A 16,267-nucleotide genomic window follows, 5' to 3' on the forward strand; every position below is an offset into this window, starting at 1 on the left:
GCGGCCAGATTTGGCGGCGACCGCGCAGTGAGGCTCATTCAGGTGGGCTTTTGTTGATCATGTCAGGTTACGCTGCGCTAATCTGATTGACGTAATCTTAATTTTTGGTGGTGGACGTCGGTTAAAGTCGAGTTTTTATTTCTTTGAAATATTATGATTGAGAATAAAGTAAATTTCTTGGTTTTCGTTGTTTTGGTTTCTTTTTTATGGGGATGTGCTACCCGTCCTGTCTCGAGTTTCGAGGCGAAGATTGTTCCTGTTGATAGATTGCTTAATAGTGATTACGCGAAGCCGGGTTCGCTGACCACGAAGGTGACTGTTAAGAGAGATGTGGGTGTTTTAGGCTCGGCATGCTCAAGTCGATTTTTTCTTAATGCGGCTCCAATTGCGGATATTGACAGTGGCGAGAAGGTAGAGCTTCATTTGCTTGAGGGTGAATATATCGTGAGTGTTTGGCCTAATGGTATGTGTGGTGGCGGAATGAGCGAGTCGAGGCTAACGCTAGTGAAAGGTAGGGAGCAGAGTTTTCGCATTGGCTATGGCTCGAATGGAGATTTTTACATTAATCCAACAGCCTTTTAAGTTAAGTTTATTGCGGGGCAGGTCAGTCCCACCTCTGCTCTTCGGAGTCAATAAAAAAGCGGGCTGGTCATCCCTGATCTCAGGATGCCCAGCCCGCTTTGTTTTTGGGAGTCGCCAGCCTAGTGGTTATGCGCCCCCGCCAGGCTCTTCACAATATCCCGTGTCACCTCCCCAAACCCCAGCACCTTGCCGCCCTCCGCCTTCACATGTGCATCCGCCGCTTCGCGGCTGGCGAAGGCGGGGAGGTTGGGTTCGTTCATGGGGCCGCGGGCTTTGGAGCCGAGGACGAAGAAGGCTTTCTTCGCATCCACCCAGGCTTTGGTGGTGTAGTCGGCAACCCAGATGGCGCCGATGTCGGCGGGTTTGTGGGTTTTGTCGAAGAGCATCATGTTGCCCACGAATCGGAACATGTCTGCGGGGGAGTCGAAGCTGCTGGCGGTCTGGTCGTTGAAGACGATCTGGGCTGTCCATTGGGGGGTGCGGTAGGGGTACATGCCGCACACGGGGCAGCGGGTGGAGCGCTGGACGTATTGGGGGGAGAGATCGGCCGCCTGGGCGGCAATGGGCTGGCCGATGACGGTGGCGGCGAGGAGTGCGGGGATGATGGCGGTGCCGATTGCGGGCAGAACGCGGCGGATCATGGCTGGGCTCCGGGGGTGTTGTCGAGCAGCGGGTCTTGCAGGATGGCGTGGATCACCCGGCGCAGGTTGTCGATGGGGGCATCGCCGCAGTGGGTGAGGGGATCGGCGCGCAGTTTACCGTCGGCGGCGTGCAGGTGATTGGGAAAGGTGGCCAGATCGCTGTGCAGGGGGGCGGTGTCGATGCGCAGTTCGGCTTCGCCCCAGGCCCAGGCGATGGCGTAGGCGTCGGGGGCGGCGATGCGGGCTTCGAGGACGGCGCCGTTGTCGAGGCGGGCGATGAGGGCGTCGAGCTTGACGTCCACCGGGGCTTCCAGGTGTTCGCCAAACTGTTCTTCGATGGCTGCGGCGAGGTCGAGGTGCAGGCTCATGGCGGGGCGGTCAGCGGTTGGCGGCCTGGGTGCGTTCGGCCAGGCGGGCGCGCACGTTGGCGTGGAGATCGGTGAGGAGGCGGGTGGTGAGGTATTGCTCGTAGCCGGGGTGCTCGGGCAGGTTGCCGCTGCGGATGGCGGCGAGGGCTTGTTCGGGCGTGCCGGCGCCCAGCTGGGCGAGCAGGTTGTCGCGGGCTACGCGGACTTCGTACATCAGGCGGGAGAGCTGTTCGATCTCGATGGCGTCGTCGAAGTCGAGGCGGTCGTAGAAGCTGTCCATGGGCGTGTGGGGGCGGTGAGGGTTACATGCGCTGGTCGTGGAGGGCGCCGCCGTCGAGGCGGGCCATGTCGGCGGTGACTTCGGCGAAAGGATAGACCTTGCCGCCGTTGGCTTCGGCAAACTTTGTTGCGCCGTCGCGGGTGCCAAACGAGGGGATGGTGGGGCCCATGGCGCCGCGCTTCTTGGAGCCGACCACATAGAAGGCGCTGCGGGCGTCGATCCAGCTGCCCTTGGGGGCTTCCCAGGGGGTCTTGTCGAGATCCTGCACGTAGATGCCGGCCACCTTGCGGGCCTGTTCGGGCTTGAGATACAGCGAGAACATTTCCATGGTGTCGCAGAAGAACTCGGGGGCGGGGGCGCCTTCGTAGAGGATCTGCGCCTTGGGGCCGGGGTAGTCGGCGAGGTACATGCCGTCGAGGGCGCAGGCGCTCTCTTTGGTGATCTCGGCGGGGCCAACGCTGTTGCCGGCCTGCTTGCCGCAGGCGCTGAGCAGGCTGACGGCCACCAGCAGGGCGGCGGTGTGAAGGACGAGAGGCGGCACGGAGCGGGGCAGTTTCATCGTTCAAATCTCCAGATGGCAGCGGCCAGGGGGCCGACGATCCAGGCGAGCATCACGCCGCCGAGGGTGACGGGGTGGCTCAGGGCTTCGGGGAAGACGGTGGCAAGGCCGTAGAGGGTGCGCACTTCTTCAAGGCTGAAGACGTTGAGCACGCGGAACACATCGGCGGGGTTGAGGAGCAGCAGGTAGGGGAAGATCGCGCCGCCGTAGTCGCCGGCGGTGACGACCAGCGCGCCCAGCAGCAGCAGATCAAACACCAGCACAAAGAAGAACCACGTGCCGATGGCGAGGCCCGAGGCGCGGGTGCGATCACCAGCAAACACCGAGAGCATCACCGCCAGGCTGAGGAAGGCAAAGCCGAGCAGGATGGCCGAGCCCATGAAGCCGGCGTAGTGGAAGAGGGCGTTGAGATCGAGCTGGGGCGAGAGGATCAGCCCCACCGCGCCAAAGCCGGCGATGGTGGAAAACGCCAGCGCCGCGGCAAGCCCGGCGTATTTGCCAAGGATGAGCTCCTTGCGGGTGATGGGCAGGGTGAGGAGCAGGTCGAGCGAGCCGCGCTCCCGCTCGCCCACGATGGCGTCGAAGCCGAGGATGAGTGCGATGAGCGGGATGAGGTAGATCACCAGGCTGACGAGGGAGGCGATGGTGAGATCGATGGAGCGGAAGCCCACCGCGCCCTGCTGGGCCGCGCCGAAGTAGGCGATGACGAGGGCGAACACGGTGAACACGATGGCCACCGCCAGCACCCAGCGATTGCGGATGCGGTCCCAGAATTCCTTGCCGGCGATGATGCCGATCTGTCTGAAGTCGATGGAGAGCATGGTGTTTTGGGGAGTGGGGTTGGGTAGTGGGGAGTGGGCGGAGGTGGTTTCACCCACGTCCCACGTCCTGTTACCTGCTATCTGAGCGGTATCCAGAGAAGGCATCGTCCAGCAACGTGTTGCACGCGATGTTGCTGCTGGTTGAGGCCGGGCATCCCGGCGCCGCGCTGCCATCCTGTAGGTCGGACTTTAGTCCGACAAGTCGGTGGCTGGCTGGGCGCAAGGTGTCGGACTGAAGTCCGACCTACAGGGGCGGTGGTGCTGATGCGTTGCGTCGGTTGCGGATTAACACGTCCCCCTGCAACGGCTCGTGCATCGTTTTGTTGCTGGTTGAAGCCAGGCATCCCGGCGCCGCGCTGCCATCCTGTAGGTCGGACTTTAGTCCGACAAAACGGTGGCTGGCTGGGCGCGGGGTGTCGGACTGAAGTCCGACCTACAGGGGCGGTGGTGCTCATGCACTGGACTGGTTGCGGATGAACACACTCTCCTGCAACGGCTCGTGCACGGTGTTGCTGCTGGTTGAGGCCAGGCATCCCGGCGCCGCGCTGCCGTCCTGTAGGTCGGACTTTAGTCCGACAAAACGGTGCTTGGCTGGGCGTGGGGTGTCGGACTGAAGTCCGACCTACAGGGGCGGCGGTGCTGTTCATGTGCCGCTCCGGTAGCCGAAGAACACGTCTTCGAGCGACGGTTCGCGTACGTGGAGATCGCGCATGGTGTCGCCGAGGGTGGCGAGGCGGGTGAGGGCGGGCATCTTGGCTTCGCGGGGCAGGCGGATGTGCAGCACGCTGCCGGCTTCCTCGATGCTTTCGACGGCCATGCCTTCGAGGAGGCGGGTGACCTGCTCCTTGAGGCCGGCGCCGCCGGCGATCTCGAGGGTGAGGGGCAGGTTCATGGCTTCGCGCAGATCCTGCACGGTGCCGGTGGCGCGGATGAGGCCACCTTCCATGATGGAGAGGCGATCCACCCGCTCCTGAATCTCGGCGAGGATGTGGGAGGTGAGCACCATGGTCACGCCCTCGGCCTTGAGCTCGCGCAGGATGCGGTAGAAGTCGCGGATGGCGCCGGGGTCGAGGCCGGTGGTGGGTTCGTCGAGGAACAGCAGGCGCGGCGTGCCAAGCAGGGCCTGGGCAAAGCCGAGGCGCTGGCGCATCCCCTTGGAGTATTCGCGCACACGGCGGCCGGCGGCGTGGGAGAGGCCGACTTTATCCAGCAGGGCGGCGCACTGCTTGCGCGGCACGGCTTTCAGGTCGGCAAAGAAGAACAGGGTTTCGAGCCCGGTGAGGTTGTCGTAGAGCACGACGTTCTCGGGCAGGTAGCCGATCTTGCGGCGGGTCTCGCGGAAACGCGGGCCGGTGACGGATTCGCCGTCGAGGCGGATCTGGCCGCGGGTGACGGGGATGAGCCCGAGCATCATCTTGAACAGGGTGCTCTTGCCGGCGCCGTTGTGGCCGATGAGGCCGAACAGTTCGCCGGGGGCGATGTCGAGGTCGACACCCTTGACGGCCTGAACGGTGCCGAAATCCTTGGTCACCCCGCGGGCTTCAACGATAGTGCTTGCCAAGCCAGTTTCTCCAGTCGGAATGTTCGGGGCGCATGCGTGGCTTTGGGTCCACGATGCTGGGCGCGCGCAGCAGCGGAAACTGCTGGCTGATGAGTCGCAGGGTCTGGATCGCCGGGCTGGCGAGCAGCAGCTTGACCATCGGGTGCTTCCACGACAGGCGATCAACCATGTCGTTGGCCTCGTAGGGCACGTCGCCCGTGCCGTCGCCGTTGCGGTCCCAGCCCACGTAGTTGCTCCAGTGGTTGCCGTCCTTGGCACCCCAGGTCTCGTCCTTCGAGGCAACGTATTTCACCTGCTCGCGGTTGGAGATGAAGTCGTTCTGCTCGACCACGTTGTGCTTGGAGCCGGCCCACAGGTGCACGCCCACCTGGTTATCCACCACCAGGTTGTTACGCAGGGTGTTGTATTCGGCGTCGTAGATGAAGAAGCCGCGGGCGTTGCCGGCGACGATGTTGTTCTCGACCACGGCGTCCTGGATGGTCCGCAGCATGATGCCGTGGTCCGAATTGCCCCAGGCGCGGTTGTTGCGCACGATCTGGTCGCGGACTTCCATCAGCGCGAGGCCGCCGCGGTTGAAGTAGGTGTCGTTGTCCTCCCACACGTTGTGGTAGGAGTTCATGTAGTGGGTGCCGTAGCGGCTGTGGTGCATCTTGTTGCCGCGAAACAGCGCCCGGTGGGACACATCCACGTAGATGGCGTCGCGCACGAAGCTGATGTCGTTGCCGATGATCTTCGCGCCGGTGGTGTTGTAGAGCTGGATGCCGTTGCCCCGCTGGGACGAATCCAGATCGCGCTTGCCGGTGATGAGGTTGTGCTCGATCACCACATCTTCGACCTTCTCGATCCACAGCCCGAACAGGGTGTAGCTGAAGTCACAGTGGGCAACACGCGCCCGGTGGGCGCCGGGCTGGATGTAGATGCCGGCGTTCTGCTCGCCCAGATCGGCGCCGGAATCCGCAACGATCAGCCCCTCGATGGCGACATCGGTGGCGATCACGCGGATGGTGTCGCCCTTGCCGCGGCCGTCGATGGTGGGGCGGTCGATGCCGACGAGGGTGAGCGGCTTGTCGATGCGCAGGTTCTCGAGATAGTGACCGCGGGCAACGCGCACGGTGTCGCCGGGCGCAGCGCGGTTGATCGTGGCCTGGATCGACTCACCCGGCTTGACGTCCCAGCCGGCTGCCTGGGCAGCGACGGCCGTTCCTGCAGCGAGGAGGGCCAGAGCAAGGCGGAGCGGGCGGAATGAAAGGGGCACGGCAACAGGCACGGGGAAGTCCGGATGGCGTGCAGTGTGCGGCGGAATGTCGCAGCGGGCCTTGATTTGGGTGAAGTTGACCGGCTGACGATGCGGTCGGTAGCCCTCGGCCTGGCCTGTACCTGTAGGTCGGACTTTAGTCCGACAACGCTTGGCCGGCTCAAGCCGTGGTGTCGGACTGAAGTCCGACCTACAGGGTGGGGTGATCTGGGGGCGGGGTGCGAAAGCCGCTTTGTGTCCCGTGCGGGGGCGGTTTCAGTCGGCCTTCCAGAAGGGATGGGTGCTTTGCGGGCCGTAGCCCTCGGTCTGGCTTGTGCCTGTAGGTCGGACTTTAGTCCGACAACGCTTGGCCGGCTCAAGCCGTGGTGTCGGACTGAAGTCCGACCTACAGGGTTGGGGGTGATGTGGGGGCGGCTTCAGTCGGCCGTTGTTGAGGTGCAGGACAGGCGTTCGGGCAGCGCTTCCAGACTTGTAAGCAGCGGTGCGTCGCAATGGGCCTGCAGGGCTTCGGGGTGCGTGTAGCCCCAGGCGACACCGAGAAATCCCATGCCCACCGCCCGGGCGGCGTCGGCGTCGCGGATCTCGTCGCCGATGCAGGTGACGGCTTCGGGGGCGTGGCGGGTGGTCCACAGCAGCTCGCGGAGCTTGAAGCGCTTGCCGAACAGGCTGGTGCGGCAGTGCAGGTGCTGGAACAGCGCCAGGGTGTCGGCGCCCAGCATGGCACTGGCGGCGTCGCGGGTGTTGGAGGTGAGGAGCGCCAGGGCGAAGCCGTCGTCGTGCAGGCGACGCAGGGTGGCGTCGGCGCCGGGGAAGGGGCGGATGGCGTCGATGCGCGCAAACATCCGCCGGCGCATGTCCACCGCGAGGGTGGGCACCTTCCAGATCGGCACGCCCAGGTGGTCCATCAGCTGCCGGCTCGACATGCGGCGGATGCGCTGCGTGTCTTCACCGGCGAGGCTGCGAAAGCCGTGCTCCGCTGCCGCTTCGTCGAGACAGATGCGGAAGGTGTCGAAGGAGTCGGCGAGGGTGCCGTCGAGGTCGAAGACGACGAGCTTGCAGGTCATGGAGGCGGGGTTGGCTGCGGCGGAGCGGGGCGCAAGGATCGCTGTTTTTTGCGGGCAGCGCCAGCCCGGCCCGAAACGCGGGAGATGACGGCCCGGCGCACCTTCCGGATGGGCTCGCGCGTCGGATGCGTCAGAAAAATCCTACAACCCAACTGTTCAATTCCGACACACATCTGGTGAGCTGCTGACAGACATGGTGTTCCGCTAATGAAATCATTCACTCCACAAATCCGTCACCCCGCATGACCGGAAGCCTCGAAGAAGGCCGGTGGCGGGAGATGACCTGGCTCGGGATTCCCCGGACCAAAAAAAGACGCGAGACGTGGAGGAGACAACCTTGACCAATCATGGCAATCCGTTGGTGTGCGTTCCGACCTGGGGGGCCGTCACATCCCTGTCGGCGGATCAACTGGCCTCCAGCGCAGGGGGGCGTGCATCTGGCCGCTACTACTTTCTTTTGCCCAAAAGGCGCAGGAAAGCACGTAGCGCCAGCGAAAAGCTGGTGACCCTGTGCGCCTTCGGGCCTTTCGTCACCAGCGAGGCAGTGAACTTCATCCGTACCAGTGCCCTGTCACTGGGTTTGCTCTAGCCAGAATCATCCCTGCCGCAGGGCAGCGCGCGCAGGGCGGTCAATGTATTTTTTTAGAAGAGAACAGCACCATGGACTTTACCCACACCCTGCAAGGATTTGCCGAAGTCGTCGCCATCAACGGGGATGCCTGCAAGTCGATCTATGGCGTCACCCTCAAGGCAACCGAGCGCATCTATTCGCTCAACACTGATTTTGCCCGGGCCCTCATCGAAGGCTACGCCGTCGGCGACACCCGCAGCGACTATCAGGAACAGCTTCGTACGCAGCTCCGTCAGTTTGAACGGGTCAGCGAGTATCTCCGCGATGTGAGCGAGGTCTTTGTTGCAACCCAGGCGGAAGTGTTCTCGCTGGGTTCGGCCAACGCCGAGGAAGTCACCCGCCGGCTCGCCGCCGAGGTGGAAAAGCAGTGCCTGTCGTCGGCGTCCGGTGGTCAGACGGCTTTCTCTGACGCGCTGCATTCGGCGCTTAACGCCGCCAGCAGCACCTACGAGAAGCTGATCGGTACGTCCCGCGAGATCACCGAGGCCAGCCTCGGGGTGGTCGAGAAGGCCCGCCCGGGTACCGTGAAGAAAGCCGCGTAGCTTGGGTTGGTGGCCGTCGCGTCGCCGGCTGGGGGCGAGCGGCGACGCGACGGTTCGCCGCTCGCAGCACTGTTCCGGCCGGGGTCGCCCCGGCCGACCGACGGGCCTGCCGCTTGCCGGGCCTAGTCGAAAGCGTGACGGGAGGCAGTCATGGCGATGGACCTGCTCAAGTTCGCACATGAGGTCAAATGGCGGGACATGTCCCGGTCCGTTTGCACCGGCTGGCTGCGGAGCCTCTCGCTGACCCAGCATCTGCTGCTGGCCCTGACGCCACTGCCTTTTCTGCTCGTGGCGTTTTTCATGGTGCATGAGGTGGAGCCGAAGGTGTCCCATGAGCCCGCGAGGCTGGCCCGGGGCGTGGCCTCCGTGCATCTGCTTGCCACCGCGGTAGAGACCGGCGTGTACTTCCGCCGTCCCCATCAACTTGAACAGTTTGTCGATGCCCTTGGTGGCGCCGACAACGTGAGCGCCCTGGCGATCTACGACCACAGCGGCCGTCCGCTGGTGGAGCGGGGCCGGCCGACGGTCGCCACGCGGGAGCGGGTTCGCGCGGTGCGCACCGCGAGTTTCATCGACGAACGGGGCGGGCGGATGGCCTTTGCCGCGCCTGTGATGTCCATGCCGGCCGCCCGCGACGATGGCATCGGCGATGCCTTGTTCACCCTCGTCGAACCCAATGCGGCAGGCTGGGTGCTGCTGGAAATTGATGCGCCCGCGCCCGTGTCGGCGGGCGATCAGCTGTTCCTGCGCCATGCCCTGCTGACGCTGGCAGCGCTTGCGGGCAGCATCTATGTGGCGCTGCGCCTGGGCCACGCCTGGGGTGACCCGATGCTGCGGGTGGCCGATGCGGTGAGGCGCGTACGTGCCGGGCAGTGGGACGTGCGGCTGCCGGTGGATGCGGTCGGCCGCGAGGTGCAGCAGCTGAACGAGGGCATCAACGCGCTGATCGGCACGCTGGAGGGGACACGCCGCGCGGTGCAGGCCGGGGTCGATGAAGCCCGCGACCGCTTCGCCTATCAGGCCATGCACGACCATCTCACCGGGCTGCCCAACCGGCGGGCCTTCGACAAGGCGCTGGATGAGGCCGTGGCGGCGTCGCGGCGGGCTTCCGACCGCTGCGTGCTGTGCTTCATCGATCTGGATTTCTTCAAGACCGTCAATGACATCGGTGGCCACGCGGCCGGTGATGCGCTGCTGCGCGAGGTGGCGGGGCTGATCCAGCAAGGCGTGCGGACAGAGGATCTGACCAGCCGCATCGGCGGCGACGAGTTTGCGCTGCTCCTGCGCAACTGCAGCACCGATGACGCCTGCCGGATCGTCGACAGCCTGTGCCGCGCGATCTCGGCGTTGCGCTTCCGGTGGGAAGGCCGCGAGTTCAGGGTGAGCGCCAGCTTCGGGCTGGCCGAGATCGACGCGTCGGTGGATAGCAGCGCCGCCGCCCTGAAGATCGCCGACGATGCCTGCTACGCTGCCAAGCGCGAAGGACGCAATCAGGTGGTGCTGCGTCAGCCGGGGAATCAGGGCAGGTTGGCGTAGATCGAGCGATCGACCAGCCTCCGGCGCGATTTCGCACCACCGGCGGCAGAACGGCGCGAGAATCCCGGCAAGGCAAGCGATGGATGAACCAGATGGCCGACGACGATAGATGGGCCGAGGGCGCGAACGACGACGCGCTTCCCCTCGGAGACATGTGCCGCGAGCTCGACGCGCTGACGGCCCGCGAGGTACAGCTGGAGCTCGAGAACGCCGAGTTGCGGCAGGCACTCATCGGCCTGGAGGCTGCCCGGGCCAACTACTTCGATTTCTACGAGCTTGCGCCGGTGGGCTTTCTGACCATCGACGAGCGGGGCACGATCCTGCAGGCCAACATCCGCGCCGCGACCCTGCTGGGGGTCTCGCTGGGCAGGCTGATCACCCAGCCGGTGGCGGGCTTTGTCTGCGAGAGCGACCGGGCGCCCTTTGCGCGCTATTGCCGGCGCATCTTTGATACCGCCACGCTGCAATCCTGCGAAGTGCGCATGCGCCAGGAAGACGGGCGCCGCGTGTGGATGCTGGTGGAAGCCAGCGCGGTGCGGGACGCCGGCGGCCAGCCGGTGCTCAATCTGGCCCTCAGCGACATCGGCGAACGCAAGGAAGCCGAGGCGCTGATGCGCGAGAAGTACGAGCTGCAGGCGCAGCTGACCAAGATCGCCGCGACGGTGCCCGGGGTGATCTGCTCGTTCCGGGTGCGGCCGGACGGCTCGTCCTGCATGCCCTACGCCAGCGCGGCGCTGGAGCAGCTCTATGGCCTGCGGCCGGAAGACGTGGTGGATGACTCCGCGCCGATCTTCGCGCGGATACACCCGGGCGACGTGGGCTACGTGAGCGAGACGGTCGCGGCCTCGGCCAGCACCCTGACGGCCTGGCGGGCCGAGTATCGCGTCATCCATCCGACCAAGGGCGAGCGCTGGATCGAAGGCCATTCGATGCCCCAGCGGGAGGCGGATGGCAGCATCCTGTGGCACGGCTTCCTCAGCGACGTGACCGAACGCAAGCGCATGGAGGTCGCGCTGCGGGACAGCGAGCGCCTGTACCGCGCCATCGGCGAATCCATCGACTACGGGGTGTGGGTGTGCGCGCCGGACGGCCGCAACATCTACGCCAGCGAGTCCTTCCTCAAGCTGGTGGGCATGACCCAGGCCCAGTGTTCGGATTTCGGGTGGTCCAGCCTGCTGCATCCGGATGATGCCGAACGAACCCTCGCCCGCTGGATGGAATGCGTCAAGCGGGGCTCGTTGTGGGATGTGGAGCACCGGTTTCGCGGCGCCGACGGAAACTGGCACCACATCCTGGCGCGGGGCGTGCCGGTGCGCAACGAGCGCGGCGAGATCACCCACTGGGCGGGCATCAACCTCGACATCAGCCGCCTCAAGCGGGTCGAGCAATCCCTACGTGAGAGCGAGGAAGAGCTGCAGCGCGCCCAGGCCGTGGCCCGCACGGGCAGCTGGCGGCTGGATCTCGCGCGCAACGAGCTGCGCTGGTCCGACGAGAACCACCGCATCTTCGGCGTGCCGAAGGGCGTGCCGCTGACCTACGAGAGCTTTCTGTCCGTCGTCCATCCGGACGACCGCGAGTTTGTGGACAGCGCCTGGAAGGCCGCGATGAACGGCGCGCCCTACGACATCGAGCACCGCCTGGTGGTGGATGGCGAGATCCGTTGGGTGAAGGAGCGGGTCGAGCTGGAGTTTGACGCCAGCGGCAAGGCGATCGCCGGCATGGGCTGCACCCAGGACATCTCCGACAGCAAGCGGGCCGAGGCCGCCCTGGCGGCGAGCGAATCCCGTTTCCGGCTGGCCATGGAGGCGGTCGCCGGGATGGTCTTCGACTGGGATCGGGAGAGCGATTCGTTCTACTGTTCGGCCGGCTTTACCAAGGTTTTTGGTGGCGTTGGCGAAGTGAAGTTCGACCGGCGCTGGTGGCACGCGCGGATCCACCCGGAAGACCTGCGGCGGATCAGGCCGATGGTGCTGGCCTGCCTGAAGCAGCGCAGTGACCGCCTGCATACCGAATACCGCCTGCTCTGCGACGGTGGGCGGTGGGTGCACATTTCCGACAGCGTCCGGATCATCCGCGATGCCCGGGGGCGGGTGATCCGGCTGGTGGGCAGCCTGACCGACATCAGCGCCCGCAAGGAGGTTGAAGCGGCGCTGATGCGCATGAACGACACCCTCGAGGAGAAGGTGGCCGAACGCACCTTCGAGGCGGAGGAGCGGGCCCGGGCGCTGCTGGAGTCCGAACGCTTCACCCGTGCCACCATCGACGCCCTCAATTCGCCCCTGTGCGTGCTGGATGCGAACGGCGTCATCATCGCGGTCAATCGTGCGTGGCGCGAGTTTGCAGCCGGCAACGGTGGTGATCCGTCGCTGATGAGCGAGGGCGCCAACTACCTGGCGATCTGCGATGCGGTCACCCTGGCGGAGTGTCCGGTGGCCGGCCAGGTGGCGGATGCCATCCGGAGTGCGGTGGCGGGGCGCCGTGACGATGTGTCCATCGAATACGAGTGCGCCTCGCCAACTGAGCGGCGCTGGTTCGTGCTCAACCTGAGCTGTTTTCAGGGTGACGGCCCCCTGCGTCTGGTGGCCGTGCACGAGGACATCACCGAACGCAAGCTGGCAGCCGAGGAGCAGGCCGAGAGCGCCGCGCGCCTCAAGCGACTGGCGGCCCACCTGGAAACCGTGCGTGAGGAGCAGAACACCACCATCGCCCGCGAGGTGCACGACGAGCTCGGCGGCACGCTCACCATGCTCAAGCTCGGGCTGGCCACCACGGTGGATGGGCTGTCGCTGCCGGCAGCTACCCAGGCCCGCTTCGATCGTCTGCTCGAGCAGGTGGATTCGGCGCTCAAGACGGTCAAGCGCATCTCGGCCGGGCTGCGCCCCGCGATGCTCGACACGCTGGGGCTGATCGCGACGGTCAAGTGGTACGCGGCGGATTTTTCGCGCATGACTGGCATCGCCATCGACCTGCAGATGCCCGAACGTCTGACGCTTTCGGTAGTCCGTAACACGGCGGTGTTCCGCATCGTGCAGGAGGCGCTGACCAACGTCGCCCGGCACGCCCACGCTACGCGGGCCTCCATCGTGATGGAGATTCAGAATGGCATGCTGGACGTGGAGGTGCGGGATAATGGCATCGGGCTCGCAGATGGCGAGCGGGACAAATTGGATTCCTTCGGTCTGATCGGAATGCAGGAGCGGGCCCAGTATCTCGGCGGCTGGCTGTCGATCAGCAGCGAACCCGGGGCGGGCACCTGCCTGACCCTGCACATTCCGTTCGAAGACTGGGCAGAAGGCTGGAGAGCAGTGGATGGCGAGCGTATTGATCGTTGATGACCATGCCGTGGTGCGGGGCGGCCTGAGGCAGTTTCTGGCGGATACCGACGATCTGGAGATCACCGCCGAGGCGGCGTCGGGGCTCGATGCGATCTCGCTGGTGGAGCAGGGGGAGTGGAGTCTGGTGCTGCTCGACATCGCGCTGCCGGACCTTAACGGCCTGGAGGTGCTCAAGCAGATCAAGCGCCTGCGGCCCAGTCTGCCGGTGCTGATCTTCAGCATGTTCTCGGAAGACGAGTTTGCGATCCCGTCCCTCGAGGCGGGGGCGTCGGGCTTCCTCAACAAGGACAGCCCGCCCAACCAGATCCTCACCGCGATCCGCACCGTGGTGGGCGGCGCCCGCTACCTGAGCCCGACGCTCGCCGAGAAGCTGCTGGCCGGCGTTGCGCCGACCGGACGCAAGCTTGCCCACGAAGCCCTGTCGCGCCGCGAGACCGAGGTGCTGCTGATGCTCAGCAAGGGCACCTCGCTCACGCGGATCGGCGAGATCCTGCACGTGAGCGTGAAGACGGTGAGCACCTACCGGGCGCGGATCATCGAGAAGCCCGGCGTCCAGTCGAACGCCGAACTCACCCGCTACGTGATCGAGCACCGCCTCGGCTGACCGCCGCGGTGCTCAGGCGGCTTCGCGGGCGCGCTTGGCCTCGTTGAGCAGGAAGCGCTGGTAGTCGTCCAGGTCGCCGTCGAAGGGCTCGATGCCGCCGCGGGTGACCAGCCAGAACTCGTCGCACACCGCGCGCAGCAAGGCCCGGTCGTGGCTCACCAGCATCACCGTGCCCTCGAACTCGTTGAGCGCCACGCTCAGGGCTTCACGGGTGGACAGATCCAGGTGGTTGGTGGGCTCATCGAGCAGCAGCAGGTTGGGGCGCTGCCAGACGATCATGCACAGCACCAGCCGCGCCTTCTCGCCACCGCTCATGGTGCCCACCGGCTGCTTGACCATGTCGCCGCTGAAATTGAAGGTGCCCAGGAAGCTGCGCAGATCCTGCTCGCGCCCGGCCACCCAGCCGCTGCGGCCGGCGGCGATGGTGTCCTTGGCGAGGCGGATCATGTGCTCCATCGGGGTGTCGGCGGGGCGCAGCACGTCGAGTTCCTGCTGGGCGAAGTAGCCGATGTTGAGGCCCTTGCCTTCGGTGAGCTCGCCGCTGATGGGCGCCAGCGCCCGGGCGACGGTCTTCACCAGCGTGGATTTGCCCTGACCGTTGGCGCCGAGGATGCCCAGGCGCTGGCCCGCATGCACCGAGCGGTTGATGTTGCGCACGATGGTCGTCGGCGGCGTGCCGGCGGGGGCGTCGTCGGGCGGCGGGTAGCCGACGCTCACGTCGGCCATCGCCAGCATGGGGTTGGGCAGGTTGGCGGGCTCCTGGAATTCGAAGCTGAACTCGGCGTCGGCCAGCACCGGGGCGATCTTCTCCATCCGCTCCAGCGCTTTGACCCGGCTCTGGGCCTGTTTGGCCTTGCTGGCCTTGGCCTTGAAGCGGTCGATGAATTTCTGGAGGTGGGCGATCTTGTCGGCCTGCTTGGCCACCGCAGCCTGCTGGAGCAGCATCTGCTCGGCGCGCATGTCTTCAAAAGTGCTGTAGTTGCCGCCGTAGCGCACCAGCCGGGCGTTGTCGATGTGCAGCGTGACTGAGGTGATGGCGTCGAGGAATTCCCGGTCGTGGCTGATGACGATGAGCGTGCCGGCGTAGCGTTTGAGCCAGGCTTCGAGCCACACCAGCGCGTCCAGATCCAGGTGGTTGGTGGGTTCGTCGAGGAGTAGCAGGTCCGACGGGCACATCAGCGCTCGGGCCAGCTGCAGGCGCATCCGCCAGCCGCCCGAGAAGCTGTTCACCGGCTGGGAAAGCTCGGACACCTTGAAACCGAGACCGAGGATCAGAGCTTGGGCGCGGGCTTCCGCGTCGTGGGCGCCAGCGTCGTGGAGCTCCATGTAGGCGTGGGCCATGCGCATGCCGTCGTCGCTGGCCTCTGCCGCGGCCACTTCGCGCTGGGCTGCGAGCAGCACGGTGTCGCCCTCGATCACGAAGTCGGTGGCGCTCTGCTCGGTCTCGGGCATGTCCTGGGCCACCTGGGCCATGTGCCACTGGCTGGGGATCGAGTAGTCGCCCGCGTCTTCGTGAAGGCTGCCGTTGAGCAGGCCGAACAGGGACGATTTGCCGGCGCCGTTGCGCCCGACCAGGCCGACCTTCTCGCCGGGGTTGAGGGTGACGGAAGCGCTGTCGAGCAGCACCTTGGCGCCGCGGCGCAAGGTGACGTTTTTGAGGGTGATCATGGGGAAATGCCGCGTGGGGGTCGCGCATGATAGCGACCGCGGCGGGATCGGCCCATGACTATTTTGCCGGCCCGGTGCTGTGGGCTGGTGACGCGGGCCGGGATCGGCGGGTTTAGAGCGGCGCGCGGTCGATGGCGGAGAGCTCGCCGTTCACGTCGAAGATCTTGCCATTCACCTCGGGGATGCCGAAGCCCTTGAGGCGCGCGGTGTGCATCGCCAGGTAGGCCTCGGCGCTGGGGCGGTCGGCGAACAGGTAGATGCCGCCGGCCTCATTGGTGGCGGCGTTCTCGGTCCAGATCTTCCAGATCAGGCCGGGCTCCTGGGCGATGGAGGCGGCGAGGCCTTGCAGGGCTTCGGTCATCGCCGGGCCCCAGGGGCCGGAAAAGGGGAAATCGACTTGCAGCAGCACGGGCATGGTGACGTCTTTCTTTGTCGTGGATCAAAGGTGGTGCGAAGGCCGCGCGATCAAGCCTGCGGCCCGTATGCGGGCCGGGCCCACAGTGCAAGAATATCGCCAACGATCAACCGGAGGAGCAAACCATGAGCAACAAGCACCGTCACGTCCTTGAGGCGATCTTCCGCGAGCCGGTGAGCAGCAACATCCAGTGGCGCGAGGTCGAATCCCTGCTCAATCACCTCGGCGCCGACGTGGAGCCGAACCACGGCGCGCGCTTTCGCATCGTGCTCAACAAGCATGAGTTCTTCATCCATCATCCCCATCACGGCAACGAATTCACCAAGCAGGAGGTCAAGCACCTGCGCGAATGCCTCGGTGCGGCGGGGGTGAGCCTGTCGGCCTACGACGAGGCGCACTGAGTTC

17 protein-coding genes are annotated in these 16,267 nt (G+C 65.5%); 7 read left to right on the forward strand and 10 right to left on the reverse strand.

The genetic code is table 11. The features are described 5' to 3' along the window. Positions 1-153 precede the first annotated feature (153 nt). The gene (locus GH681_RS07615) at positions 154-582 is read left to right on the forward strand and encodes a hypothetical protein (protein WP_153160877.1); all 429 of its coding nucleotides are present in this window, start codon (positions 154-156) and stop codon (positions 580-582) included. 119 nt (positions 583-701) lie between these two features. Here GH681_RS07615 and GH681_RS07620 read toward each other — a convergent pair whose 3' ends face one another. The 8 genes from GH681_RS07620 to GH681_RS07655 all read right to left on the reverse strand — a co-directional run bounded on the left by GH681_RS07620 (position 702) and on the right by GH681_RS07655 (position 7,131). Beyond that, positions 702-1,223: a nitrous oxide reductase accessory protein NosL gene (locus GH681_RS07620; RefSeq protein ID WP_153160878.1), complete on the reverse strand. Its 522-nt coding sequence runs from the start codon at positions 1,221-1,223 to the stop codon at positions 702-704. Continuing rightward, the gene (locus GH681_RS07625) at positions 1,220-1,591 is read right to left on the reverse strand and encodes a hypothetical protein (RefSeq protein ID WP_153160879.1); all 372 of its coding nucleotides are present in this window, start codon (positions 1,589-1,591) and stop codon (positions 1,220-1,222) included. The genes GH681_RS07620 and GH681_RS07625 overlap by 4 nt, the downstream gene beginning before the upstream one ends. Before the next feature lie 10 nt (positions 1,592-1,601). Next, entirely contained in the window at positions 1,602-1,871 is a 270-nt protein-coding gene (locus tag GH681_RS07630) for a hypothetical protein (protein WP_153160880.1), read from the reverse strand. A gap of 22 nt (positions 1,872-1,893) precedes the next feature. Next, positions 1,894-2,430, reverse strand: coding sequence for a nitrous oxide reductase accessory protein NosL (locus tag GH681_RS07635; RefSeq protein ID WP_153160881.1), 537 nt, complete (start codon positions 2,428-2,430; stop codon positions 1,894-1,896). Further along, positions 2,427-3,242 carry an ABC transporter permease subunit gene (locus tag GH681_RS07640; RefSeq protein WP_153161103.1) on the reverse strand — a complete coding sequence of 272 codons (816 nt, stop codon included), beginning with the start codon at positions 3,240-3,242 and terminating at the stop codon, positions 2,427-2,429. Before GH681_RS07640 ends, GH681_RS07635 begins: the two co-directional genes overlap by 4 nt. Positions 3,243-3,894: 652 nt before the next feature. After that, positions 3,895-4,812, reverse strand: coding sequence for an ABC transporter ATP-binding protein (locus GH681_RS07645; protein ID WP_228111820.1), 918 nt, complete (start codon positions 4,810-4,812; stop codon positions 3,895-3,897). Then, positions 4,793-6,034: a nitrous oxide reductase family maturation protein NosD gene (locus GH681_RS07650; protein WP_228111838.1), complete on the reverse strand. Its 1,242-nt coding sequence runs from the start codon at positions 6,032-6,034 to the stop codon at positions 4,793-4,795. Before GH681_RS07650 ends, GH681_RS07645 begins: the two co-directional genes overlap by 20 nt. 449 nt (positions 6,035-6,483) lie before the next feature. Beyond that, positions 6,484-7,131 (reverse strand): HAD hydrolase-like protein, encoded by a 648-nt coding sequence (locus GH681_RS07655; RefSeq protein WP_153160883.1) that lies wholly within the window; start codon positions 7,129-7,131, stop codon positions 6,484-6,486. A gap of 337 nt (positions 7,132-7,468) precedes the next feature. On the opposite strand from GH681_RS07655, the gene GH681_RS07660 reads away from it, so the two are divergent. The 5 genes from GH681_RS07660 (at position 7,469) to GH681_RS07680 (ending at position 13,779) form a co-directional block, all read left to right on the forward strand. Next, positions 7,469-7,720 (forward strand): hypothetical protein, encoded by a 252-nt coding sequence (locus tag GH681_RS07660; protein WP_153160884.1) that lies wholly within the window; start codon positions 7,469-7,471, stop codon positions 7,718-7,720. A 71-nt stretch (positions 7,721-7,791) separates the two neighbouring features. Continuing rightward, positions 7,792-8,304, forward strand: a complete 513-nt coding sequence (locus GH681_RS07665) for a hypothetical protein (protein ID WP_153160885.1) — start codon at positions 7,792-7,794, stop codon at positions 8,302-8,304. A 150-nt stretch (positions 8,305-8,454) separates the two neighbouring features. Beyond that, a complete protein-coding gene (locus tag GH681_RS07670) occupies positions 8,455-9,840 on the forward strand; it encodes a GGDEF domain-containing protein (protein WP_153160886.1) in 1,386 nt (461 codons plus the stop codon). Between the two features lie 83 nt (positions 9,841-9,923). Next, positions 9,924-13,172 carry a PAS domain-containing protein gene (locus GH681_RS07675; RefSeq protein ID WP_153160887.1) on the forward strand — a complete coding sequence of 1,083 codons (3,249 nt, stop codon included), beginning with the start codon at positions 9,924-9,926 and terminating at the stop codon, positions 13,170-13,172. Beyond that, positions 13,150-13,779, forward strand: a complete 630-nt coding sequence (locus GH681_RS07680) for a response regulator transcription factor (RefSeq protein ID WP_153160888.1) — start codon at positions 13,150-13,152, stop codon at positions 13,777-13,779. The genes GH681_RS07675 and GH681_RS07680 overlap by 23 nt, the downstream gene beginning before the upstream one ends. A 12-nt stretch (positions 13,780-13,791) precedes the next feature. Here the strand turns inward: GH681_RS07680 and GH681_RS07685 are convergent, their stop codons facing one another. Both GH681_RS07685 and GH681_RS07690 read right to left on the reverse strand, forming a co-directional pair. After that, positions 13,792-15,447, reverse strand: coding sequence for an ABC-F family ATP-binding cassette domain-containing protein (locus tag GH681_RS07685; protein ID WP_153160889.1), 1,656 nt, complete (start codon positions 15,445-15,447; stop codon positions 13,792-13,794). A gap of 112 nt (positions 15,448-15,559) precedes the next feature. Continuing rightward, positions 15,560-15,862, reverse strand: coding sequence for a monooxygenase (locus GH681_RS07690; RefSeq protein WP_153160890.1), 303 nt, complete (start codon positions 15,860-15,862; stop codon positions 15,560-15,562). A gap of 125 nt (positions 15,863-15,987) precedes the next feature. On the opposite strand from GH681_RS07690, the gene GH681_RS07695 reads away from it, so the two are divergent. Continuing rightward, positions 15,988-16,263 carry a type II toxin-antitoxin system HicA family toxin gene (locus GH681_RS07695; RefSeq protein ID WP_153160891.1) on the forward strand — a complete coding sequence of 92 codons (276 nt, stop codon included), beginning with the start codon at positions 15,988-15,990 and terminating at the stop codon, positions 16,261-16,263. Positions 16,264-16,267: the final 4 nt, after the last annotated feature.

It is taken from the genome of Zoogloea sp. 1C4 (assembly GCF_009469605.1).
GTDB classification, from domain to species: Bacteria; Pseudomonadota; Gammaproteobacteria; order Burkholderiales; family Rhodocyclaceae; genus Zoogloea; species Zoogloea oryzae.